The sequence below is a fragment of the Brevundimonas sp. EU05-FHT14B11 genome, from assembly GCF_058790835.1.
Genome location: NZ_JBYTCY010000001.1, coordinates 49314 through 70286 on the forward strand (window position 1 = coordinate 49314; position 20973 = coordinate 70286).

General features: G+C 69.1%; 25 protein-coding genes. 6 read left to right on the forward strand and 19 right to left on the reverse strand.

Annotated features, from left to right (window positions below):
• Window positions 1-27: 27 nt before the first annotated feature.
• Window positions 28-459, forward strand: a complete 432-nt coding sequence (locus AC3WRV_RS00255) for an SRPBCC domain-containing protein (RefSeq protein ID WP_291838869.1) — start codon at window positions 28-30, stop codon at window positions 457-459.
• Window positions 460-521: 62 nt separating this feature from the next.
• On the opposite strand, the gene AC3WRV_RS00260 is transcribed toward AC3WRV_RS00255, so the two are convergent.
• The 11 genes from AC3WRV_RS00260 to AC3WRV_RS00310 all read right to left on the reverse strand — a co-directional run bounded on the left by AC3WRV_RS00260 (window position 522) and on the right by AC3WRV_RS00310 (window position 10443).
• Window positions 522-1502 carry a type II secretion system F family protein gene (locus tag AC3WRV_RS00260; protein ID WP_291838871.1) on the reverse strand — a complete coding sequence of 327 codons (981 nt, stop codon included), beginning with the start codon at window positions 1500-1502 and terminating at the stop codon, window positions 522-524.
• A gap of 9 nt (window positions 1503-1511) precedes the next feature.
• Window positions 1512-2486 (reverse strand): type II secretion system F family protein, encoded by a 975-nt coding sequence (locus tag AC3WRV_RS00265; protein ID WP_492311722.1) that lies wholly within the window; start codon window positions 2484-2486, stop codon window positions 1512-1514.
• Window positions 2487-2490: 4 nt separating this feature from the next.
• Entirely contained in the window at window positions 2491-3951 is a 1461-nt protein-coding gene (locus AC3WRV_RS00270; protein ID WP_492312704.1) for a TadA family conjugal transfer-associated ATPase, read from the reverse strand.
• A gap of 177 nt (window positions 3952-4128) precedes the next feature.
• Window positions 4129-5688 carry a CpaE/TadZ family protein gene (locus tag AC3WRV_RS00275; RefSeq protein WP_291833213.1) on the reverse strand — a complete coding sequence of 520 codons (1560 nt, stop codon included), beginning with the start codon at window positions 5686-5688 and terminating at the stop codon, window positions 4129-4131.
• Between the two features lie 6 nt (window positions 5689-5694).
• Complete coding sequence (locus AC3WRV_RS00280; protein WP_492312705.1) at window positions 5695-6354, reverse strand: CpaD family pilus assembly protein; 660 nt, start codon at window positions 6352-6354, stop codon at window positions 5695-5697.
• 11 nt (window positions 6355-6365) lie between these two features.
• On the reverse strand, window positions 6366-7781 hold the full coding sequence (locus AC3WRV_RS00285; protein WP_492311723.1) for a type II and III secretion system protein family protein: 1416 nt from the start codon (window positions 7779-7781) through the stop codon (window positions 6366-6368).
• Window positions 7782-7789: 8 nt separating this feature from the next.
• On the reverse strand, window positions 7790-8713 hold the full coding sequence (gene cpaB / locus AC3WRV_RS00290; protein ID WP_492311724.1) for a Flp pilus assembly protein CpaB: 924 nt from the start codon (window positions 8711-8713) through the stop codon (window positions 7790-7792).
• 112 nt (window positions 8714-8825) lie between these two features.
• Entirely contained in the window at window positions 8826-9338 is a 513-nt protein-coding gene (locus tag AC3WRV_RS00295; protein ID WP_291833205.1) for an A24 family peptidase, read from the reverse strand.
• A gap of 102 nt (window positions 9339-9440) precedes the next feature.
• Complete coding sequence (locus AC3WRV_RS00300; protein WP_291833203.1) at window positions 9441-9620, reverse strand: Flp family type IVb pilin; 180 nt, start codon at window positions 9618-9620, stop codon at window positions 9441-9443.
• A gap of 235 nt (window positions 9621-9855) precedes the next feature.
• Window positions 9856-10035 carry a Flp family type IVb pilin gene (locus AC3WRV_RS00305; protein ID WP_291833198.1) on the reverse strand — a complete coding sequence of 60 codons (180 nt, stop codon included), beginning with the start codon at window positions 10033-10035 and terminating at the stop codon, window positions 9856-9858.
• A 228-nt stretch (window positions 10036-10263) separates the two neighbouring features.
• Window positions 10264-10443, reverse strand: coding sequence for a Flp family type IVb pilin (locus AC3WRV_RS00310; protein WP_291833195.1), 180 nt, complete (start codon window positions 10441-10443; stop codon window positions 10264-10266).
• Window positions 10444-10734: 291 nt separating this feature from the next.
• On the opposite strand from AC3WRV_RS00310, the gene AC3WRV_RS00315 reads away from it, so the two are divergent.
• Genes AC3WRV_RS00315 through AC3WRV_RS00325 form a run of 3 tightly spaced genes read left to right on the forward strand, consistent with a single transcriptional unit; the run spans window position 10735 to window position 12239 of the window.
• Window positions 10735-11154, forward strand: a complete 420-nt coding sequence (locus AC3WRV_RS00315; protein WP_291833192.1) for a pilus assembly protein N-terminal domain-containing protein — start codon at window positions 10735-10737, stop codon at window positions 11152-11154.
• A 6-nt stretch (window positions 11155-11160) separates the two neighbouring features.
• Window positions 11161-11709 (forward strand): TadE/TadG family type IV pilus assembly protein, encoded by a 549-nt coding sequence (locus AC3WRV_RS00320; protein WP_492311725.1) that lies wholly within the window; start codon window positions 11161-11163, stop codon window positions 11707-11709.
• The gene (locus AC3WRV_RS00325) at window positions 11706-12239 is read left to right on the forward strand and encodes a TadE/TadG family type IV pilus assembly protein (protein ID WP_492311726.1); all 534 of its coding nucleotides are present in this window, start codon (window positions 11706-11708) and stop codon (window positions 12237-12239) included. The genes AC3WRV_RS00320 and AC3WRV_RS00325 overlap by 4 nt, the downstream gene beginning before the upstream one ends.
• Here the strand turns inward: AC3WRV_RS00325 and AC3WRV_RS00330 are convergent.
• Genes AC3WRV_RS00330 through AC3WRV_RS00350 form a run of 5 tightly spaced genes read right to left on the reverse strand, consistent with a single transcriptional unit; the run spans window position 12236 to window position 15840 of the window.
• On the reverse strand, window positions 12236-13519 hold the full coding sequence (locus AC3WRV_RS00330) for an anthranilate synthase component I family protein (RefSeq protein WP_492311727.1): 1284 nt from the start codon (window positions 13517-13519) through the stop codon (window positions 12236-12238). The genes AC3WRV_RS00325 and AC3WRV_RS00330 overlap by 4 nt on opposite strands.
• Entirely contained in the window at window positions 13516-14295 is a 780-nt protein-coding gene (locus AC3WRV_RS00335; RefSeq protein ID WP_291833181.1) for a tyrosine-protein phosphatase, read from the reverse strand. Before AC3WRV_RS00335 ends, AC3WRV_RS00330 begins: the two co-directional genes overlap by 4 nt.
• A gap of 31 nt (window positions 14296-14326) precedes the next feature.
• Complete coding sequence (locus AC3WRV_RS00340; RefSeq protein WP_291833178.1) at window positions 14327-14629, reverse strand: winged helix-turn-helix domain-containing protein; 303 nt, start codon at window positions 14627-14629, stop codon at window positions 14327-14329.
• A gap of 3 nt (window positions 14630-14632) precedes the next feature.
• The gene (locus tag AC3WRV_RS00345; protein WP_291833175.1) at window positions 14633-15256 is read right to left on the reverse strand and encodes a hypothetical protein; all 624 of its coding nucleotides are present in this window, start codon (window positions 15254-15256) and stop codon (window positions 14633-14635) included.
• A 14-nt stretch (window positions 15257-15270) separates the two neighbouring features.
• Window positions 15271-15840, reverse strand: a complete 570-nt coding sequence (locus tag AC3WRV_RS00350; RefSeq protein WP_492311728.1) for a hypothetical protein — start codon at window positions 15838-15840, stop codon at window positions 15271-15273.
• 121 nt (window positions 15841-15961) lie between these two features.
• On the opposite strand from AC3WRV_RS00350, the gene AC3WRV_RS00355 reads away from it, so the two are divergent.
• Window positions 15962-16705 carry an SAM-dependent methyltransferase gene (locus AC3WRV_RS00355; RefSeq protein ID WP_492311729.1) on the forward strand — a complete coding sequence of 248 codons (744 nt, stop codon included), beginning with the start codon at window positions 15962-15964 and terminating at the stop codon, window positions 16703-16705.
• On the opposite strand, the gene AC3WRV_RS00360 is transcribed toward AC3WRV_RS00355, so the two are convergent.
• Window positions 16702-17079: a Rieske (2Fe-2S) protein gene (locus AC3WRV_RS00360; protein WP_492311730.1), complete on the reverse strand. Its 378-nt coding sequence runs from the start codon at window positions 17077-17079 to the stop codon at window positions 16702-16704. The two genes, AC3WRV_RS00355 and AC3WRV_RS00360, sit on opposite strands and share 4 nt — an antisense overlap.
• Window positions 17079-18077 (reverse strand): NAD(P)H-dependent glycerol-3-phosphate dehydrogenase, encoded by a 999-nt coding sequence (locus tag AC3WRV_RS00365; protein WP_492311731.1) that lies wholly within the window; start codon window positions 18075-18077, stop codon window positions 17079-17081. The genes AC3WRV_RS00360 and AC3WRV_RS00365 overlap by 1 nt, the downstream gene beginning before the upstream one ends.
• A 186-nt stretch (window positions 18078-18263) precedes the next feature.
• Between AC3WRV_RS00365 and AC3WRV_RS00370 the strand changes: the two genes are divergently transcribed.
• A complete protein-coding gene (locus AC3WRV_RS00370; RefSeq protein WP_492311732.1) occupies window positions 18264-19814 on the forward strand; it encodes a hypothetical protein in 1551 nt (516 codons plus the stop codon).
• On the opposite strand, the gene tsaD is transcribed toward AC3WRV_RS00370, so the two are convergent.
• Complete coding sequence (gene tsaD / locus AC3WRV_RS00375) at window positions 19811-20941, reverse strand: tRNA (adenosine(37)-N6)-threonylcarbamoyltransferase complex transferase subunit TsaD (protein ID WP_492311733.1); 1131 nt, start codon at window positions 20939-20941, stop codon at window positions 19811-19813. The genes AC3WRV_RS00370 and tsaD overlap by 4 nt on opposite strands.
• Window positions 20942-20973 lie beyond the last annotated feature (32 nt).

Here is a 20973-nt window from a genome sequence, read left to right on the forward strand (position 1 = left end):
TCCTGAAAGCCGTGCCAGACGGGGCGCATGGATATCGCCAAGATCGAAAAACGCATCGGCATTCGCGCCTCCACGGACAAGATCTGGGAGGTCGTCTCGAACCTGTCCGGCTGGGATCAGTGGAACCCGATCGAGACCGGGGTCGAGGGAACCATCGCCTTCGGCGGCGAGATCACCCTGAACGAAGCCATCGAGGGCCTGCCCGAGCGCCGGGTCGTCGGCCGCGTCGGCGAATGGCAGCCCTACGCCCAACTGGTCTGGATGGAGAACCGGGGCCTGTGGTTCCGGTCGATGCGCTATTTCGAGATCGAGGAGCTGGAGCCCGGCAGTTGCATCGCCGCCAACGGCTTCCTGTTCACGGGCCTGCGCGGCGAGATGTTCTTCGACAAGCAGCGCAAGCACCTTCGCCATTCGGTCGACGCCGTGGCGGAAGCCTGGAAGACCGCGGCCGAGAGCTAGGCGTCAGCCGCCTCGCGGTTGGCCCTGGACAACCGCCCTTGGCCCCTCGCGGTTGACCCTGGTCAACCGCCCTTGGCCATCGTGTCCTGGATGCTGATGATCGCCGGCGTCAGGATGACGATGAACAGCACCGGCAGGAAGAACAGGATCATCGGCACGGTCAGCTTGGCCGGAAGGGCCGCGGCCTTCTTCTCGGCCGCCGACAGGCGCATCTCCCGGTTTTCCTTGGCCATGGTGCGCAGCGCCGCGCCCAGCGGCGTGCCGTAGGTCTCGGCCTGGGTCATGGCGGTGGCGACCGACTTCACGCCCGGATGGTTGGTCCGCTTGGCCAGGCCTTCGTAGGCCATGCGGCGGTCGGGCAGATAGCTGAGCTCGGCCGACAGCAGGGTCAGTTCCTCGGCCAGGTCGATGGACGAGCCGCCGATCTCCTGGCTGACCTTCTGGATCGCCGACTCGATCGACATGCCCGCCTCGACGCAGATCAGCAGCAGGTCCAGGGCGTCGGGGAAGGCCTGCATGATCGAGGTCTTCCGCTTGGAGATGCGGTTGGCCAGGAAGATGTTCGGCCCATAGAAGCCGACCACCGCGGAGACCATGCAGATGGTCACCCGCATCATCACCGGCAGGCCGAAATCGTTGAAGACGAACAGGTAGAAGACCGACACCGCCAGGAAGATGAACGGCATCGAGAAGCGGAAGAAGTAGAAGGTCGTCAGCGGCTTGGGCCCGCGATAGCCGGCCTGGGCCATCTTGTCGGCGACCTTGGGGTCCTCCAGCAGTTGGGTCAGGTTCAGCCGTTCGACGACGCGCTTCTTGAACCCCTCATCGCTGTGGCGCAGGCCGCCCGGGCCGGTGGCGATGGCCTGGCGCGAGCGGCGCTTCAGCTCCTCGCGGCGAACCGCGACGGCCTTCATGCGCGTGTCGAGCTTCGCTCCGCCGCCGAACGAGCTCACCAGGGTGACGATGGTGGCGAAGACCAGCACCCCAACCAGAATGCTGAGGATGTTGGCGGGTTCGGTGAAGAAGGGGATGAGGCCCGGCATGTCTGGTCCTCAGAACTTGAACGAGATCATCTTCTTCATCACGAAGATGCCGAAGCTCATCATGAGGACCGCCACCAGAAGCATGAACTGCCCTCTGGGGTCGGTGAAGAGTTTGGCCATGTAGGCCGGGGTGGTCAGGCTGACGAGCACCATCACCGCCGGCGGCAGCGAGCCGATGATGCCGGCCGAGGCGGTAGCCTCCGACGACAGCGCCTTGATCTTCTCGCCCATCATCTTGCGCGCCCGGAGCACGGTCGTCAGGTTCGACAGGGCCTCGGCCAGGTTGCCGCCCGTCTTCTGCTGGATGGCGATGACGATGGCGAAGAATTTCAGCTCCGGCGTCGGCATCCGCTCGTACATCTTGTCCAGCGCCTGGGGCAGGGTCAGGCCGACGCCCATGCCCTCGACCAGCTTCTGGAACTCCGGTCCCAGCGGCGCGGGACTCTCGCGGGCGATGATCTTGAAGCAGTCGTGCACCGGCAGGCCCGACTTGATGCCGCGCACGATGACATCGACGGCGTCGGCGAAATGGCTGGAGAATTTCTTCATCCGCCGCTTGCCCAGGAAGCCGACCACCCAGCGTGGCAGGCCCAGACCGATGACGACGGCGGCGCCCAGGCAGATCAGCAGGTTCAGGCCGAACAGCAGCGGCAGCAGGAAGGCGAACACGCCCAGCACCGCGCTGGTGATCCAGAAGGTCCGCACCGAGGTCGACAGGCCCGCCTGCTTCAGCTTGGCGGCCAGACTGACCCGCGCCTTACGTTCGGCCCGCTCGGACTCCTGAAGCTGCTGCAGGATCTGCTTGCGGCGAGCTTCCGGCGTGTTGGCGGCGGCCTTCTTGGCGGCGCTGACGCTCTGTTTCGGAGCCCCGAAGTTCTGGGCGCGCTTGACCGCGGCGTCGCTGGAATCGCCGCCGCCGACGAAGGCCCAGCCCAGTCCGCCGATGGTGATGAAGGCCAGAACGGCGGCGAGGATCGGAAGCATCAGCCTATTCCGCCGCGTCGAGGGCTTCGGCCAGCTCGCGCTCCAGGCCGTAGTAGCGGGCGCGGTCCCAGAAACGAGGCCGGGCGATGCCGGTCGAGCGGTGACGGCCGACGATCTTGCCGTTCTCGTCCTCGCCGGTGATTTCGTAGACGAACAGGTCCTGGGTCACGATCACATCGCCTTCCAGGCCGACGACCTCGGTGATGTGGGTGATGCGGCGCGAGCCGTCGCGCAGGCGGGCGGCCTGGACGATGACGTCGACCGAGCCGACGATCATCTCGCGGATGGTCTTGGACGGCAGGCCATAGCCGCCCATGGTGATCATCGATTCCATACGGCTGATGGCTTCACGCGGGCTGTTGGCGTGCAGCGTGCCCATGGAGCCGTCGTGGCCGGTGTTCATGGCCTGCAGCAGGTCGAACGCTTCCGGGCCGCGAACCTCACCGACGATGATCCGCTCGGGACGCATCCGCAGGCAGTTCTTCACCAGATCCCGCATGGTGATCATGCCCTGCCCCTCGAGGTTGGGCGGGCGGGTTTCCAGGCGCACCACGTGCGGCTGCTGCAGCTGCAGCTCGGCCGCATCCTCGCAGGTGATGACGCGCTCGGTCGGGTCGATGAAGGCCGTCAGGGTGTTCAGCAGGGTGGTCTTGCCGGAACCCGTACCGCCCGAGATGACCAGATTGCATCGCGAGGCGCCGATGACCCCGAGAACGCGCGCGCCCTCGGGACTGATGGAGGCGAACTCCACCAGGTTCTTCATCGTCAGCTTGTCTTTCTTGAACTTCCGGATCGTCAGCGTCGGGCCATCGATGGCCAGCGGCGGGGCGATGACGTTGACGCGCGAGCCGTCCGGCAGGCGGGCGTCGCAGATCGGGGAGCTTTCATCGACCCGGCGGCCGACCTGCGACACGATCCGCTGGCAGATGTTCATCAGCTGGGCGTTGTCGCGGAAGCGCACGTTGGTCAGCTGGACCTTGCCGCTGACCTCGATGAACACCCGGCCGGCGCCGTTGACCATAATATCGGCGATGTCGTCGCGGGCCAGCAGCGGCTCAAGCGGGCCGTATCCGAGGACGTCGTTGACGATGTCCTGGACCAGGTGCTCCTGCTCGGCCACCGACATGGAGACGTTCTTGATCGCCACCAGTTCGGCGACGATGTCGCGGATTTCCTCGGCGGCGGCCTTGGGATCAAGCTGGGCCAGCTGGGCCAGGTCGATCGTGTTCATCAGCGCGTTGAAGATCGTCGTCTTCGTGGCGTGATAATAGTCCGACTGCTCGCGGACGATCTCGGCGACCTGCTGGGCCTTCTTCAGCTGTTCGAAGCCGGGCGTGGCCTTGGGGCCGGGCCCTGCCGCCTTGGGCGCGGGCGCCGCGGGCTTGGGCCGCGAGGCCAGGGCGTCGAGGCGGTCGGCGGCTTCCGACGGAGGCCGGACCGCGGGCGCCGGACGCGGCGCCTCCATGACATCCACGCCGGCGTCCGGGCCGCCGAAGGCGAAGGCCTGGGTCTGGACGCCCTGCTGGGGTTGGAAACCGGGTTCGGGCGAGGCTTGCACAGGCGCGGGCTGCACCCCGGCGGCCGGACGCATCGCCGCCGGGGCGGGCGTTCCGGGCTGACCTGTACGCTTGCCGAACACGCTCTAGGACTTCTTCTTGAACAGGCCGGAGAACATCGACTTGCCGCCCGCGCCCTTGGCCGCCTTGGGGCCGGTCAGCAGCGGGATTTCCCGGCGCGACACGATCTGGGCCAGGGTCTGGAAGGCCTCGGCGGCCTTGGACTTGGCCCCGGCGTCGAGGATCATCTGGCCGTTGTTGGCCGCCGCGCCGAAGGTCTTGGCGTCGAAGGGAATGATCAGGCTGGGGTGGATACCCAGGGCGTTGCCGAATTCCTTGGCTGGAATCTCGGGGCGGCCCGGAACGCCGACCTGGTTGAGGACCAGACGCGGCGGCGCGTCGTTGGGACGGCCCTGCTTGATCAGGTCGATCATGTTCTTGGCGTTGCGCAGCGAGGCCAGGTCCGGCGTCGCCACGACCACCACCTCATCGGCGCTGATCAGGGTGCGGCGCATCCACGACGACCAGACGTGCGGCAGGTCCAGCACCACGAAGGGCGCGGTCGAACGGATCTGGGTGGTGACCTCCTCGAAGGCGTCCGGGCTGATGTCCCAGTCGGCGTCGAGGGTGGCGGGCGCTGCGAACAGGCTCAGCTTGTCGGTGCAGCGGACCATCATCCGGTCTAGCAGGACGGGGTCCAGCCGGTCGGGTTGGGTCAGGGCGTCGGCGACGCCGTTCAGCGGGTCCTGGTTGAAGTCCAGGCCGGCGGTGCCGAAGGGCAGGTCGTAATCGACGATGACCGTATTGGCGCCGATCCGCTCGGACATGGCGTAGGCGGTGTTGTGGGCCACCGAGCTGGAGCCCGCTCCGCCGCGCGCGCCGACGAAGGCGATCGAACGGCCGACGAAGGGCTGGGCCGGATCGGCGAACAGACCGCCGATGGCCGCGATCAGCTGTAGCGGTTGCAGCGGGGCGACCAGATACTCGCTGACGCCGCGGCGCATCAGCTCGCGGAACAGCAGGATGTCGTTGGTGGCGCCGACGACGATGACCTTGGTGCCGGCGTCGCAGACCTCGGCCAGCTGGTCGACTTCCCACAGCAGGGTCTGCGGGTCCTTCAGGCACTCGACCACGATCAGCGGCGGGGTCGGCTCATGCTGATAGGCCTCGACGGCGGCGGCGACGCCTCCAACCCGGATCTGGGTCGTGGCGCGCGACAGGCGGCGGTCCTGGCCGGCGCGTTCGGCGGCGGCCAGGGTGTCCTGCCGCTCGGCGAAGACGTGGATGGCGATGCGCGGGACCGAAACCTCGGCGGTGTGGCCGGCGCTGACCGGAGGCGAGAAGGCGGCCTGGGCCCCGGCGACCAGTTCGCCGACGGGGTTGAAGTCGCCGCCGGTCAGGACCGGTTCCGGCAGGGGCGGACGCGGCGCCTGGGGCTGGGGCGACTGGACGGCGGGCGGCGTGAACTGCAGCGGCGGGCGGCGCCCGGCCTCATCGTCCATGATCATCGGCTCGGCGGGGAAGGCGCCGGCTTCCGGCTCGACCGCCGGCGCACCCGAAGCCCCCTGGGCGACGTAGCCCATGTCGAGGTCGAACTCGTCGTCCTCGAAGTCGTTGAAAGCGTTGGGGGCGAAGGCGTTGCTCATTGGGGTTTATTCCACGGCCTGGGCGATCGCGCCCTCGACCAGGGTTTCCTGCGGCGCCGAAGCCATTTCGCCCTTGCGGTACTTGTCGAACACGATGGCGGCGCGGCCCGGATCGGTCGGGGTCATGGCGCGGGCGCCCAGGATGTCGCGCGGATCGGCGATCTGGGCGGCGATGTTGGCGTTGATGGCGCAGCCCAGCCCTATCGACGACGCGTTCGAGAAGCGGCCGCCCATGTTGCGCGGCTCGGCGGCGCAGTTCGGGATCACCGCACGAACGGTCTCGAAACCGGCCAGAACGGGCGCCCGGGGATCCGGCGCGTCGTAGCCGAGAACCTCGATGTTCTGGCCCGGGACACCCGCGGCCTCGAGCGCCGAGCGGACGGCCCAGGCCTGGCGCGACGCGACGGGGTCGTCGCCGGACGGAGCCTGCACCCGCACGCGGCCCATGCCGGTCGCGGCGTAGCGGGCCGCCAGGTCGTTCAGGGCGCCCATCTGGGTCTGCGACAGGCCCTCCTCGTGCACCGCCAGGGCGATGCGGTCGAGGCCGGGCTCGACACGCAGCGAATAGCGCGACAGCGGATTCATCGGCGTCGTATCGACGCCGCCGGTCGAGGCGCAGCCGGCCAGCAGGGCGGCGGCCGACAGGGACAGGAACAGGGAGCGCATCACGGAGACCCTCATTCGATCACATAGCCGACCGGACCGGACCAGCCGGCTCCGGCGGCGACCACGGCCCCGCCACGGGGCGCATAGTGCTGGTCCAACTGGCCGAACAGCAGGGTCTGGGCGTCGTTGGCGACCTGGAGGCCGTCAGCGGGCGTCTGCATGGTCCCGGCGCCGGTCGGCGAGACGATGTAGGCCTCGATGATGATGACCAGCTCTGTCTCGCCGGAGATGTAGTCGCGCGACCGGAACAGGGCGCCCAGCACCGGCAGATCGCCGAGCGCCGGCAGGGAGTCGATGTTCTGGCGGGTGTCCTCGCGCAGCAGGCCGGCGATCATCAGCGACCCGCCGGAGGGCAGTTCGACCGTGTTCGACGCCCGGCGCACGTTCAGGCCCGGAATGACCAGGGTGCGATCCGCACCGGCCCCCAAGGTGAAGGCGCCGACCTGGGTCAGCTCGGAGACTTCGGTCGACAGCTGAAGCGAGATGCGGCCCGCCGACAGGACGATGGGGCGCACGGCCAGACGCACGCCGTACGGCTTGAACTGGACGGTGATCTTGGTCGAGCTCTCGGTGGTTTCCTGGCCCACCGGGACCGGGAATTCACCACCGGCCAGGAATTCGGCGGCCTCGCCGTTGGCGGTGGTGATGTTCGGCTCGGCCAGGATGCGCACCAGGCCGGCGCGTTCGAAGGCGCGCAGGGCGGTGTTCACGCTGGAGCCGTCGCCGGCGCCGTCCTGGTAGCGGATGATGCCGCCGCCCAGCTGGTTGCCGTTGACCGCGAAGGTCGCGCCCTGGGTCAGCGACAGACCGTTGCCGACACTGGCCAGAACGGCCGTGGCGTCAAAGCCCAGCTGCTTGATGGCGGTGCGCTGGACCTCGACGATCCGGGCACGGACCATGACCTGGTCGGAACCGGCGATGGTCATCATGTTGATGACCTTCTCGGGCGCGGACACGAAGGCGCGGGCCACCTGGCTGGCGCGGTCCGCCTCGCCGGGGCTGTAGACGGTGCCGGTTAGAATGACGCTGTCGTTGACCGCCTCGGCGTGGACGTTGGCGTTCGGCATGACCCGGTTCAGCGTGTCCTGAAGGGCCGAGGTCCCCGCATCGACGCGAACGCGCAGCGATAGGATGGTCCGGCCGGCGCTGTCCAGCACCACCGCGTCGGTCTCGCCCGGCTGCAGGCCGATGATGGTGATGCGGCGCGGCGAGTGCAGCATGGCTTCGGCGACCAGGGGGTTGGGCACGATTACGTCGCGGGCGTCGGCAGGCAAATCGACCGCCATGGACGACCCGCGCGGCAGGCTGATCAGCTGCGACTGCGACCCCATGGCGACGGCGGCCCGGCTCTGGGCCCAGGCCGACGGGGTCGGCGCGGTGGCGACGACCGTGAGACCCGCGAGGGCGATGGCGGCAAGATGCTTCATCGGGCGTTTCATTGGACCACCACAACTTCAGGAGCGCCGCCGCGGTAGACGCGCACCGCGGCGGACTGCCGGGCCGGAGCGGCGACGCGGCCGGATGGGCCGGCGGTGTCGGCATAGGAGCGCAGGACCAGGCTCAGCTCGCCTTCCGACTTGGCCAGGGCCAGGGCCTCGGCGTCGCGGGGGCCGACCTCGAGCGTCGCGGTGGCGCCGATCACGGCCTGTTCGTCATCCCCGGCGCGAGTCGACTGGTCGATGGCCAGGACCTTGATGTTCTGCATCACGGTGGCCGAAGTGAATTTCGCGCGGTCGCCCTCGGCCGCGCCGGCGTTCGCCAGATTGGTCTCGCGGGTCAGGACCACGTCGACGCGGTCGCCCGGAAGGATGAAGCCGCCGGCGGCGGTCTCGACCGTCACCCGGATGGCCATGGCGCGCATGCCGGGCTCCAGATAGGCGGCCATGTAGCCGCTGTCGCCCGCACGGACGATCTTGCGCATGACGATGGGCTCGCCCGCCAGAATGGGTTCGCGAACGACAGAGCCGATGTAGTCAGCCTTGGCGCCGCCGGTGGCCAGGTTGGTCGCGGCGCGGGTCACCGAGGCGACCGCGCCCGCGGGCTTGTCGTCCTCGGCCGGCTGGGCCGGGGCGGCCGTGGCCGCCGCGGGGATCGGCACCGTGCCGTCGGTGATGAAGACCGGATTGACCTCGTCGACCGGCCAGTCCTTCCATTCCATGTCGCCCTCGGCCAGGCGCTGGCCGGGCTGGAGGTCCTTGGCGGCGACCAGGACCTTGGCCATCGGCCGGGACTCGACGGGCGCGGCGGTGGCGACGGCGGCAGGCTGCCCCGAGGGCGAGCCCATGGCGCGAACCACCAGCGCCAGGCCGATGGCGGCCACGGCGGCGATGCAGATCACGATGATACGGGCAGGCTTCATCGACGGTCTCCGGCGGGCCTTCCCGGACGCGTGAATCGGTCCTTCGGCCCCCTACCGTTAACGACCATGCCGGGTGCGGGTTAACGCGGACCTAAGTCGCCCCCAGGCCGGCTTAACCCGCGCTGAAAAGCGCCATCAGGGTCGAGGCCGGATAGGCGAGAAGGGCTCCCGCGGCGATGGCGACGCCATACGGAATGTCGCCCTTGGGCTCCATCAGGCTGACAACCCAGCCGGGTGCGCCGGCCAGATAGGGGCGCGAGTGGAAGCGGGCGAACAGCAGGGCCAGGCAGAACAGACCGCCCATCACCCCGGTCCACAGCAGGAACATGCCCGATCCCTCCAGACCCAGCCACAGGCAGGCCGCGGCCATCAGTTTGGCGTCCCCGCCGCCGATCCAGCGCAGGGCGAACATGCCGGCGCCGACCAGCAGGGCGGCGAAAGCCACGCCGATGTGGATCGCCAGGGTTGTCAGCGGCAGGCCGACGGCCAGGGCCGCCGGAAAGAAGAAGACGATCAGCAGCAGCGAGATCCAATTCGGGATCCGCATGGTGGTCAGGTCCTTCAGACCCGCCACGATGACGAGCGCGGGCATGACGCTGAGAAGGATCAGGGAGACGATATCCATGTCCCGTCTTGTGCCACCGACGCGGTTAAGACCGCGTTTCCCAAACGAAAGGGCCGGAGCGTTCCCGCTCCGGCCCCCCGTCTTGCAGTCCCGAAGCGCGGGTTAGGCGCCGGCGGTGCCGCCCATGCCGGTCACGACATCGTTGAACTTGGTCTTGATGGTCGTGCCCAGGGCGGTCACGGCCGAAATGATCACAACAGCGATGAGGGCGGCGATCAGGCCGTACTCGATCGCGGTAGCGCCCGACTCGTCGGACATGAACTTCGAAACGAACTTGGTCATCGGATTTTCCCTTTTCCCGCTTGGGATCGACTGTTGAGGCAGTCGGGGAAAGCCGGTCGCCCGCCTTGCCCCCTGAACGAGGGAAAGACTGTACGGCTCAGGTTAAGCTTGAGCATACAAAAGTGTTTACTGTGTCGTTTACCGTACACAGCAATCAGCGGACCTTTGAACAAGCAAAAGGGCCGGGGCGTTTCCACCCCGGCCCCTCGCCGGTTTCAAGACGTTGGGTCGGGCCTTAGGCGCCGGCGGTTCCGCCCATGCCGGTCACGACCGAGTTGAACTTGGTCTTGATGGTCGTACCCAGGGCGGTCACGGCCGAGATGATCACGACGGCGATCAGGGCGGCGATCAGGCCGTACTCGATGGCGGTGGCGCCCGACTCGTCGGACATGAATTTCGAAACGAACTTGGTCATCGGATTTCCCTTCCCCTGCGGGGTCGACTGGTTGCAGCCGGGGAAGCCGGTTTCCCGTCCGCCCCCTTGTACTGAGAATATGATGTACGAGCCGCATTAAGCCTGCGCGTACGAACATGTTTACTGACGCGTTTACCTGAATGAGCCGCCCGAAGCCTTTGCGACAGCAGAAGGGCCGGGGCGTTTCCGCCCCGGCCCTTCGCCGGTTTCAAGACGTTGCGTCGGGCCTTAGGCGCCGGCGGTTCCGCCCATGCCGGTCACGACGGCGTTGAACTTGGTCTTGATGGTCGTGCCCAGGGCGGTCACGGCCGAAATGATCACGACGGCGATCAGGGCGGCGATCAGGCCATACTCGATGGCGGTGGCGCCCGACTCGTCGGACATGAACTTCGAAACGAACTTGGTCATGGCTTGGATCCTTTTGGATAGAGGTGTTGCGAGCTAACTGACGAGGGGGGAGCCGGCAGCCCGCTTGACCCCCAAAACGCAGGATGGTTATCGCCCATATCGGTTAAGGCCCGGTCTTCGCTCTTGGTTACTGTCGGATTTACTCTAAAAAACTCCGACGACGTTTGCTGAAGATGGACGGGGCGGGCGTTTCAGCGCCTCTCCGGGCGTCATTTCAGACTTTCTTGAGGATTGCCGACGCACTGTCCGGCTCACGCTCACGCGCGCGCCCGTTCATTGGAAGACGTCGCCATGATCCACCCGATCCGCCTCGCCGCTGTCGTCGCCGCCGCCGCCGTCCTGGCCGCGCCGGCGATCGTCGCGGCCCAGTCCGCCAGCCTGAATGTCGAGATCGATCAGGCGCGGCGGGTGCAACTGCGCGGCGCGGCCGGCTCGGTCATCGTCGGCAACCCCCAGATCGCCGACGTGACCGTGGTCGATTCCAACACCCTCTATATTACGGGCAAGGGATACGGCGTGACCGAGGTCATCGCCGTCGATCCGATCGGCCGCACCGTCTTCCAGAGCCAGGTGGTCGTCACCTCGGGCGACGGCGGCGGCCGGGTGCGCGTGTGGCGCGGCGGTCAGGCCACGGAAATGGCCTGCGCCAGTTCGTGCTCGCCCTCGGTGCGCGGGACCTCGGGTTCCACCGCCGAAGCTCCGACGCCTTAAGGCCCGGTGGCGGAGATCAGATCTTCCGGAACGGAGCCGGCCCGCCGTTCACGGCGTGGACCGTCGCGCGCCCGCGAAGGCTCGGCGGCGGTCGAGTTCGCCATGGTCGCCCTCCCCTTCTGCCTGATGATGTTCGCCATCCTCGAACTGGGCCTGGTGTTCGTCACTGACTCCGTGCTGGAGAACGCCACCATCGAACAGGGCCGCCTGATCCGCACCGGTCAGGCCAAGGACTCGGGCATGACCGCCGCCGTGTTCAAGTCGGGCGTCTGTGCGCGGATGAGCATCTTCGCCGCCGACTGCCCCGACCGGCTGACCGTGGACGTGCGGGTCATTCCCCAGTTCAACACCATGCCGCCGGATCCCATGGCCGGCGGGACCTTCAGCGAATCCGGCCTGACCTATGCGAACGGCCAGCCCGGCGACCTGGTGCTGGTGCGCTCCTGGTACAAGGTGCCCCTGCTGACCACCTTCATGGCCCAGGGCCTGTCGCGGCTGAAGGACGGCACCGTGCGGATGACCGCGACCACCGCCTTCCGGAACGAACCCGCATGACCCGGTCCCTGTTCAGACGACTGGCCGGCGACGAGCGGGGCATTTCGGCGGTGGAGTTCGCCCTGCTGGCGCCCGTGCTGATCGCCTTCTATCTGGGCCTGTCCGAATTCTGTCAGGGCTACATGGCCCAGAAGCGGATGGGCCACGTCTCCGCCGCGGTCGCCGACCTGATCGCGCAGGAAGAGACCGTCACCAAGGCCAATGTGACCGACATCTTCAAGATCGGCTCCCTGATCATGAAGCCGTTCTCGACGACGGCGCTGAAGCAGCGCGTCACCAGCGTCACGCGGACCGGAAACCTGGTGAAGGTCGACTGGAGCCGGGGCGACGGCATGACCGCGCTGCTCAAGGGCGACCAGGTGACCATTCCTTCGGACCTGCTGACCGACGGTCAGAGCCTGATCATCTCCGAGGCGACCTACGACTATGACTCGCCCGCCGATTATCTGATGCCGAACATCACCAAATTCTCGCACACCTACTATCTGCGCCCGCGCGTCAGCGACAAGACGCTCTGCTCGGACTGCTAGTCGCCCGTCAGAGCCTCGCGCAGGGCGCGGATCTTGGCTTCGGTCTCGGCCAGTTCGGCGGCGGGATCGCTGTCGGCGACGATGCCCGCCCCGGCCAGGGTGCGGAACCGCCACTCTCCCGACATCCGCTCGAACGCCGCGGTGCGGATCAGCACCGAGGCCGTCATCCTTCCGTCCGCGATGTGGAACAGACTGCCGCACCAGGGACCACGCGGCGGTTCGTGGCCCGCGATGACCTTCATGGCCTGATGCTTGGGCGCGCCGGTGATGGAGCCGGGCGGGAAGGTCGCCTCCAGCAGGTCGGCGGGCCCGACACCCGGTCGCGCCCGCGCCGTCACCGTCGAGACGAGGTGATGCACCGTGGCCAGCCGTTCGACCTCGAACAGCCTTTCCACCGCGACCGAGCCGGGCACGGCCGCCCGGGCCAGGTCGTTACGCATCAGATCGACGATCATCAGATTCTCGGCCCGATCCTTGGCGCTGGCCTGCAGGTCGTCGGCGAGAGCGGCGTCGCGGGCGGGGTCCGGATCACGTGGACGGGTGCCCTTGATCGGCCGGGTCTCGATGCGGTCGCCGTCCAGCGTCAGGAACAGTTCCGGCGAGTTGGAGACGATCGCCCGATCGCCCAGCCGCCAGAAGGCGCCGTAGGCCGAGGCGCGGTTGGCCAGCCGCAACAGCACGTCGAACGGATCGGCGTCGGAATGCAGCGCGCCGGTCCAGGCCCGGGCGATATTGGCCTGGAACAGGTCCCCCGCGGCGATACGGGCGACGACGGCGGCGACCGCGGCCTCATAGGCGGTGGACGGGGCCTCGGGGTTCAGACGGGCGGCGGGCGGCGGCGGGGTGACCGGCTCGGCGGCGGCGGCGAACCAGCCCTGGGCGACCCCGGCGGCGGCCCTGGCGGCCTCGACGTCCGCGCCACGCCCGACGGCGAGGACCGTGCGGTCCCGATGATCGAAGACCAGCATCGACGGATAGCGGGCCAGCATCAGGTCGGGCCAGATCGAGGGGCGGGGCCCGGTCGCCGGCCGGGCCCCGGCGTCATAGGCCAGCAAGCCGACCGCGCCGTCGGCGAAGTCCGGATCACGCAGGCGGTCCAGCCCGGTTTCGACCGGTTCGATCACCACCCGGTCCGGATCGGCGGCGACGAAGGACCAACGCCCCAACGGCCCGCCGTCGGACAGCAGGGCCAGCGCCCCATCACGATGGCGCAGTCCGGCGGCGGCGGCGAGGGGCTCTCGCCACGGCAGGGGTCGCCGCTCGACGGCCCGGAAGGTCACGCCGACAGCCGCTCGCCGATACGGTCGCGCAGGGCCGAATCCACGCCAAGCGCCTGTTCCAGATAGGCGTCGAGCGAACCGTGCCGGTCCTCGATCCCGGCGAAGGCGGTCTCCAGATAGACCGGCTCGACGCCGAGGAAGGCGATGACGGCGTCATGGGCGGGAGCCCGGCCCGTCACCTTCTCCAGCTGACGCGCCACCTTGGGGGCCATGCCTTCCAGATCCACGGCGGTGTTGGTCAGCATATAGTCGGCGATCAGGTCGTCGTGATGGACGCCGAGCAGGTGGTGGGTCAGGGCCGCCAGCGTGCCGGTGCGATCCTTGCCCGCCGCGCAGTGGATCAGGACCGCGCCGTCACCCTCGCCGAGCGCCCTGAAATAGCGGGCGAACAGGTCCAGGTGGGCGGGTTCGTACGGCAGGGTGCGGTAGACGCCGGTCATGAAGGTCCGGCCCGCATCGATCGTCAGGTCCGAGGTCTTCAGGAAGGTGATGTGCGGGGCCTCGCCGTCGGGACCGAGATCGCTGTCCAGCACCTGACCGGTCCAGCCGGCCGGCCGCTTCGAGGGCTGGTCCCGGCGCTCGCCGGGGCGGCGTAGATCGACGATCGTGCCGATGCCGAGACCGCCCAGCCGCTCCAGGTCCGCGTCCGAGACCCGCGCCTGATGGGCCGAGCGAAACAGGCGGCCGGTGGCGATCCGGCGGCCCGCGGCGGTGTCGTAGTCGCCATAGTCCCGGAAATTGTCGAGGGCGTCGAAGCGGTGGATGCGGTCCGTCATCCGTCCCGTCTAGCCCCTGACACGGGTCGCGTCACGCCTTCCCGACAAGGCCCTGCATGGTGTCGAGATAGGCCACGAAGGCCTTGCGTCCGGCGGGCGTCATCGAGGCTTCGGTCAGGGGCTTGCGCCCCTCGAACCGTTTGTTGACCGCGACGAAGCCGGCGTCCTCAAGCTTTCGCAGGTGGACGGACAGATTGCCGTCCGTCGTCTGCAGCCGGGTCTTCAGGGTGTTGAAGTCGGCACTGTCGACCCCGGCCAACACCGCCATGATGCCCAGCCGGACCCGTCCATGGATGACGTCGTCGATCCGGTTGATGTCGAACTCGTCAGCCATGGATCAGGCCGACTTCGACTGGCGCATCAGCAGGAAGCCCGGCAGGGCCATCAGCAGGAACAGGGCGGCGGCGTAGGCGAGATAGATCGCGGCCGAACCGGCGAAGAGGCCCATCAGCGGGGCGGACAGGAAGGAGCCGACCGCCAGCACCAGCAGCGGGCGGGACTTCAGCATGGCGGCCGTGACGGCCCAGCCCATGCCGTAGAAGACCATGACGATCGACGGCACCAGCCAGAAGATCATCCCGTTCTGATCCGCCCCCAGGCGGACGCTGACCATGGTCATGGAGGCGAAGAGGGCGAAGATGCCCCAGCCGACCGCCGACCAGACCGTGCCGATGGCGCGCTGGGCGCCGGTGCGGACGCCCCCGGCCCGGTGCAGACGGATGCTGATGGTGAAGCAGACCACGAGGAAGACGCCGGTGGCGATAAGCCACTCGATCCCGGCGGCGGCGTACTGCGGCAGGATCAGCCCGGTCATATGGGCCCAGTGAACCAGGCTGGTGACGCCGTAGATCAGGCCGGCGGCCAGCAGGATCGAGGCCCCGCGCATCGGGCCGGTCCCGTTCTCCTCAGCCAGCTGGCGCAGCCAGGCGATGTCGGCGGGGGCGTTGTCTGAGTCGGTCATGAGGGTCATTTCTTTCAGGCCTTGCGGCCGGACGCCAGCCAGGCGCCGGGGATGAGGACGAAGGCGAACAGAGCGACGGCGTAGACGAGATACTGCTGGGGCGTTCCCAGTACCGAGACCGCGCCGCCGACAGCGCAGACGGCGCCGAGCGCCGGGGCCATCATCCAGCCGCGGCGGCCGCGAACGGCGGCCGTGGTCCAGGCGACGGCGTAGAGGCCGATGCCGACGGGCGTAATCCAGAACATGGTGGTGAAGTCCTGCCGGACGAAGGAGACGGCCAGCAGGATCAGGGCCGCGCCGATCATGGCGGCGATGCCGAAACGGGACCAGACGGCGGCGCGGCGCCCGTTGTCCCCGCCGATGCGGCGCAGGCGGGCCAGGGCGAACAGGAAGACGCCCACCGTGATCGGCCAGCTCAGCGAAAGGACCGCGGGGTGAAGATGCAGCAGGCCGCTCTGGACGCCGTACTGGAACAGGTTGGCTAGGCCGAAGGCGGTCCCGGCGAGGGCCAGCACGCGCCCGGCGGCGACGGCGAGCGTCGGCGAAACCTGATCGGGGGACGGGGCGAGGACGGCGGCGGTCATGGGGAGGAAGTCCGGTTGCGATGAAGCCGGTGTAGATGATCAGCTTTGAAATGTAAAGTACTTCGTTTGCGCCAGAAAGTGAGCCCTTGCCCGCCCCCCCTCTCCGCGACACAACGGCCTGATGAGCACCAGCTACAATCGCATCGCCTATGAGGCGCTGGAGGTCTGCAACGGCGTGACCATGGCGTCCGTCGAGGGCGCATTGGCTCGGGCCGGACTGTCGCCCGGCGCCTCGGCGGCCGACGTCGGGACCGGGAACGCCGGAGTGGCGATCCGAATGGCGCAGGCCTTCGGTCTGGACGTCACGGCGATCGAGTATGACCCGGTGATGGCCGGTCTGGCGCGGGAGCGGATCGCCGCCGCCGGGCTGGATGACCGGGTCCATCTGGCCGTCGGCGCGGCGGCGGATGTGCTGGCGAACCTGCCCCCGCTCGACCTGATCACCGCCCTGGGAACCACCAACGTCAACGGCGAAGGCCGGCCGACGCCCGAGGCCGGCTTCGCCTTTCTGAAGTCCCGGCTCAAGCCCGGCGGATGGCTGCTGTGGGGCGATCTGGCGTGGATCGCCGAACCGCCCGCGCCGTTGCGCCAGATCGCGGAGGCAACCAATCAGTACACGGATGATGCAGGCTGGAAATACGCAGCCCAGGCGGCCGGGTTCGAGACAGTCTGGTCCGAAATCTCGCCGCGGGCCGTGTTCGACGCCTATGCGGCGGCGGCCGACACGGCGGCGCGGGACTGGCTGGCGGCCCATCCGGACGCGCCCGAGGCCGCGACCGTGCAGGCCGCCGCCGATCGGGTGAAGATGGTGCTGGAGTTCGGCCGGCCGTTTATCGGCTTCGGCCTGTACCTGCTGCGCGCCTAGGCCGTCCGGATGATCCCGTTCGTCGCCTGAACCGGCCACGGCGTCAGCCGCCCGCCCGCGCACGGACCGCCGGTGCATTCGCCGGTCAGGGGCTCGAACACCGCCCCGTGCCAGCCGCACAGGATCAGGGAGCCGTCCGGCGTCAGATAACGGTCCAGCTCGATCGCCAGCGGGAAACCCTGGTGGGGACAACGGTCGACATAGCCCGCGACCTGGCCGTCCTTGCGCACCACGAAGCCGTGGAAGAAGGCCTCGCCGATCTGCAGCACAAAGGCGCGCGAGCCCGGGTCGGCGATGTCGGCCTCGGCGCAGAGGGCCACATTCGGCGGCGTCGTCCAGACCCGCTTGCGTTCGGCTTGGGAAGCGTCCGTCACTAGTCGCGCTCGACCTTGAGCGGACGGGACAGCAGGTTGTCGATGACCTCGTCCACCGTGGTCTCACCGTTCAGCAGGGCGGCGACGGCGAGTGAAATGGGCATGTCGACGCCCATCTTCGTCGCCAGTTCGCGCACGGCGGGGGCCGACTCATAGCCCTCGGCGACCGACCGCTTGCCGGCCAGCGCCTGTTCCACGGTCTGGCCCTGCCCCAGGGCGAGGCCCAGGCTCATGTTGCGCGACTGCGGGCTGGAGCAGGTCAGGACCAGGTCCCCGAGGCCGCACAGGCCCGCGACCGTCTCGGCCTGCCCCCCCAGCGCCACGCCCAGGCGGGTCATCTCGGCGAAGCCCCTGGTGATGATGGCGGCGTGGGCGCTGCGGCCCAGCCCCTTGCCCTCACTCATGCCGCAGGCGATGGCCAGCACGTTCTTGATCGCTCCGCCGACCTCGGCGCCGATCAGGTCGGTCGCCAGATAGGGGCGGAAGCCCGGGGCCGACAGGGTCAGCATCAGCTCCTCGCCAAGCGCCTCGTCGGCGCAGGCCAGGGTGACGGCGCTGGGCAGGCCGCGCGCGACCTCGCCCGCGAAGCTGGGGCCCGACAGGACGGCGGCCGGGGCGGAGGGAATGGTCTCGGCCAGGACGTCGGTCATCAGCTTCAGCGAGCCGCGCTCGATGCCCTTGGAGCAGAGCACGATCGGCACGCCGGGCCGATGGTGGGCGGCGAAGGCGGCCAGGGTCGAACGCATGTGCTGGGCGGGCGGCACGGCGAGAATGACGTCGCAGGACGACAGGTCGGCCAGTTCGGTCGTGACGGAGATATGGTCGTCCAGGGTCACGCCCGGCAGGAAGGCCTCGTTGATCCGGCGCTCGCGGATGCTCTCGACCACGTCCGGTTCGCGCGCCTGCAGCAACACGTCCAGCCCGGCCCAACCCGCGACCTGGGCCAGGGCGGTGCCCCAGGCGCCGGCGCCGATCACCCCTGCGGTGCGAAATTCCATAAAGCCCACCGTATGTATTCAACGCCCTCTATGGGACGAGAGGTCTCCAATTGCCAAGCCGCGACCGCGTTCCGGATGGCCAAAGCTTCATTTGCCCGGTCCCCCGCGCCCTGCCAGATCTGGCGAATGGACAGGCGGGCGCAAGGGATCGGGATGCGGAAACGTCATGCAGCGGGACTCGGCGCCATGGCCGCCTGCGTCATGGCGCTCCTTGCGCCGCCGGCTCTCAGCCAGGACGTGACCCTGACGCCGACCCCGGAAGGGGTCTCGGCCCACTATCGGCTGACGGCGCCGACGGGGCGGTTCGAGTTCGCAGATCCCGGGGTCGCGCGGAGCGACTGGAGTCCGGAAAGCGAGGGGACCGAACTGGACGCCGCGGGCGTGACCCTCGCGACGCCCGGCGCCGGCTTCTCGATCCTGCTGCGCCCCGACAGCACCGAGGAAGGGCGCGGCTATATCGCCCTGACGCGGGTCGGCGCGGGCTATGTGCTCTACGCCCCGGCGCTGAAGGGCGCGGCCCAGGCTCCGTCCCTGGCCACGACCGCTCCCGAAGGCTGGGTGCTGACGCCCGCCGACAGGGCCGACGGCTATGTCTACCTCGGCCCGGCCTCGGCCATCCGGCGCCTGCCCTCCGGTGCTTCGGCGATCGCGGCGGATGACCTGCCGCCGGCGCTGCGCGACACGGTCTTCGGCGCCTTCGATGACGCCGTCGGCTTCTTCTCCGCGCGCTTCGGGCCGCCGCCGACGCCGCCAATCCTCTCCGCCACGATCCAGGGCGCGGGTCCGATGAGCTTCCGCGGCGACGTGACCGACACCGGGCTCATCTCGGCCCGGTTCAGCGGTGCGTCCTGGACCGCGCCGGACGCCGGTGCGCTCGAGCCGGTGGCCGCCTTCGCCTTCCACGAGACCGCCCATCTCTGGAACAGCCACCATGCTCGCCCCACCGAGGGGACGCCCTGGCTGCATGAGGGCGGAGCGGAATACATGGCATTGATCGGCGCAGTCACCACCGGCCGCATGACGGAGGCGAAGGCGCGCGAGAGCCTGTCGGAGCGCCTCACCGCCTGCCGCCGGCGGGTTGGAGCGCGTCCATCCGCCGCCGAGCGGATGGCTTCGGGCTCGGCGGTCTACGACTGCGGCGTGGTGATCCAGTGGCTGGCCGACATGGACCTGCGCCGCGTCTCCCGCGCGCCCCTGTCGGTGTTCGACGTCTGGAAGACCCTGATCGACCGGGCGGATCGGACGCCGGAATACGGCCCGGCCGACTTCCTGGCCGCGCTGGGCCCCGGGGCTGCGGCGGCCCTGCTGTTCGACGCCCCGGCCGAGAGCCGCTGGACCGAGATCGAGGCGCGCCTGACCGGTTTCGGCGTGCGCTGGGAGAACCGGCCGTCGGACCAGAATCTCGTCGTCGCCACCCTCTCGCACCTGAACGGCCAGGCCTGCACGGCGGGCGGCTCCACCGGCTTCTACATCCGCGAGGGCTATGTCCTGCTGGCCAACGAAGGCGCGTGCGGACCGCTGACCGGCGAGATTCCGCTAAAGACGATCGAGGGGTTCGACCCGCTGACCGCCGCGCCGGGGGCGTTCGCGGCGGCGCAGGCGCGGTGCGCCGCAAGCGAGCCGGTCCGCCTGGTCCGGCGCGACAACGACGCGGTCATCGAGGTTCCTTGCGGTAAGCCGCTGGCGCCCCCGATCGCCTATGCGATCACCGAAGCCCCTACGCTGGCCCTGAACTAGGCCTTCGCGCCCTTGCGGCCCGGCTTGTGGGCCGGATCGGCGAGGGCCTTCTGTTCGTCCAGCGGCCAGCGCGGCCGGGCGGCGGTGTCGATGTCCGAGGTCAGCCCCTTCCGCAGCCGTTCCGCGCCGGCGAGGGCGATCATGGCCGCGTTGTCGGTGCAGTAGGCCATGGGCGGAGCGAGGAAGGCGAATCCGTTCTTCGCCGCCACCGCTTCGAGCGTGGACCGGATCGTCCTGTTGGCCGCCACCCCGCCCGCGACAACGAACAGGCGGTGTTCATGCAGGTCCGCATAGTCCTTCAGCGCCCGGTCCGAGCGCTCGGCGAGCTGGCGGGCGATGGCGGTCTGGACGGCGTCGGCGAGGTCGGCCTTGTCCTGGTCGGTCTCGCAGGTCGCGGCCAGGCGCGAGGCGGCGGTCTTCAGGCCCGAGAAGGAGAAATCGCAGTCCTTGCGGCCCAGCAGGGCGCGCGGCAGATCGAAGCGGGCGCCGTCGCCGCTCTCGGCCAATTTCTCCAGCGCCGGACCGCCGGGGTAGCCGAGCCCCAGCGCTTTCGCGATCTTGTCGAAGGCCTCGCCCGCCGCATCGTCGATGGTCGTGCCCAGCCGGGTCATGTCGCCGACGCCGCGCACCTCCAGCAGCTGGCAGTGGCCGCCCGAGACCAGCAGCAGCAGGAAGGGATAGGCCACCGGTTCGCCCAGCCGGGCGGAGACCGCATGGCCCTCCAGATGGTTGACCGCGATCAGCGGCAGGTCGCGGGCCAGGGCCACGGCCTTGCCGTAGCTCAGGCCCACCATGACTCCGCCGACCAGGCCCGGCCCGGCCGTGGCGGCGACGCCGTCCAGCTGGCCGTAGTCCAGCCCGGCCTCGGCCATCGCGCGACGCGCGACGCCGTCGATCATCTCGACATGGCTGCGCGCCGCGATCTCGGGCACGACGCCGCCGAAGGCCGCATGGTCGTCGATCTGGCTGTGCACGATCGACGACAGGACCGTGGCCGCGCCGTCCCCGGTCAGCCGCACCACCGAGGCCGCGGTCTCGTCGCAGCTGGTCTCCAGACCCAGCACGACCAGGTCAGCGTCGGGCGCTTCGGTTGCCCGGCCCTTTTCGCTGCTATAGTCGGCGGCCATCATCATGGGGTCGAGGTAGCGACCCCGCCGGA

Bases quoted from the DNA above. Each gene is read 5' to 3' on its own strand.
- AC3WRV_RS00255 (WP_291838869.1), top strand. From the start codon at position 28: ATGGATATCGCCAAGATCGAAAAACGCATCGGCATTCGCGCCTCCACG.
- AC3WRV_RS00300 (WP_291833203.1), bottom strand. From the start codon at position 9,620: ATGACCAAGTTCGTTTCGAAGTTCATGTCCGACGAGTCGGGCGCTACC.
- AC3WRV_RS00295 (WP_291833205.1), bottom strand. From the start codon at position 9,338: ATGGATATCGTCTCCCTGATCCTTCTCAGCGTCATGCCCGCGCTCGTC.
- AC3WRV_RS00315 (WP_291833192.1), top strand. From the start codon at position 10,735: ATGATCCACCCGATCCGCCTCGCCGCTGTCGTCGCCGCCGCCGCCGTC.
- tsaD (WP_492311733.1), bottom strand. From the start codon at position 20,941: ATGGCCGCCGACTATAGCAGCGAAAAGGGCCGGGCAACCGAAGCGCCC.
- AC3WRV_RS00305 (WP_291833198.1), bottom strand. From the start codon at position 10,035: ATGACCAAGTTCGTTTCGAAATTCATGTCCGACGAGTCGGGCGCCACC.
- AC3WRV_RS00285 (WP_492311723.1), bottom strand. From the start codon at position 7,781: ATGAAGCATCTTGCCGCCATCGCCCTCGCGGGTCTCACGGTCGTCGCC.
- AC3WRV_RS00370 (WP_492311732.1), top strand. From the start codon at position 18,264: ATGGCCGCCTGCGTCATGGCGCTCCTTGCGCCGCCGGCTCTCAGCCAG.
- AC3WRV_RS00325 (WP_492311726.1), top strand. From the start codon at position 11,706: ATGACCCGGTCCCTGTTCAGACGACTGGCCGGCGACGAGCGGGGCATT.
- AC3WRV_RS00355 (WP_492311729.1), top strand. From the start codon at position 15,962: ATGAGCACCAGCTACAATCGCATCGCCTATGAGGCGCTGGAGGTCTGC.
- cpaB (WP_492311724.1), bottom strand. From the start codon at position 8,713: ATGAAGCCTGCCCGTATCATCGTGATCTGCATCGCCGCCGTGGCCGCC.
- AC3WRV_RS00345 (WP_291833175.1), bottom strand. From the start codon at position 15,256: ATGACCGACTCAGACAACGCCCCCGCCGACATCGCCTGGCTGCGCCAG.
- AC3WRV_RS00365 (WP_492311731.1), bottom strand. From the start codon at position 18,077: ATGGAATTTCGCACCGCAGGGGTGATCGGCGCCGGCGCCTGGGGCACC.
- AC3WRV_RS00265 (WP_492311722.1), bottom strand. From the start codon at position 2,486: ATGCTTCCGATCCTCGCCGCCGTTCTGGCCTTCATCACCATCGGCGGA.
- AC3WRV_RS00270 (WP_492312704.1), bottom strand. From the start codon at position 3,951: ATGGAGGCGCCGCGTCCGGCGCCCGCGGTCCGGCCTCCGTCGGAAGCC.
- AC3WRV_RS00260 (WP_291838871.1), bottom strand. From the start codon at position 1,502: ATGCCGGGCCTCATCCCCTTCTTCACCGAACCCGCCAACATCCTCAGC.
- AC3WRV_RS00275 (WP_291833213.1), bottom strand. From the start codon at position 5,688: ATGAGCAACGCCTTCGCCCCCAACGCTTTCAACGACTTCGAGGACGAC.
- AC3WRV_RS00310 (WP_291833195.1), bottom strand. From the start codon at position 10,443: ATGACCAAGTTCGTTTCGAAGTTCATGTCCGACGAGTCGGGCGCCACC.
- AC3WRV_RS00350 (WP_492311728.1), bottom strand. From the start codon at position 15,840: ATGACCGCCGCCGTCCTCGCCCCGTCCCCCGATCAGGTTTCGCCGACG.
- AC3WRV_RS00335 (WP_291833181.1), bottom strand. From the start codon at position 14,295: ATGACGGACCGCATCCACCGCTTCGACGCCCTCGACAATTTCCGGGAC.
- AC3WRV_RS00280 (WP_492312705.1), bottom strand. From the start codon at position 6,354: ATGCGCTCCCTGTTCCTGTCCCTGTCGGCCGCCGCCCTGCTGGCCGGC.
- AC3WRV_RS00340 (WP_291833178.1), bottom strand. From the start codon at position 14,629: ATGGCTGACGAGTTCGACATCAACCGGATCGACGACGTCATCCATGGA.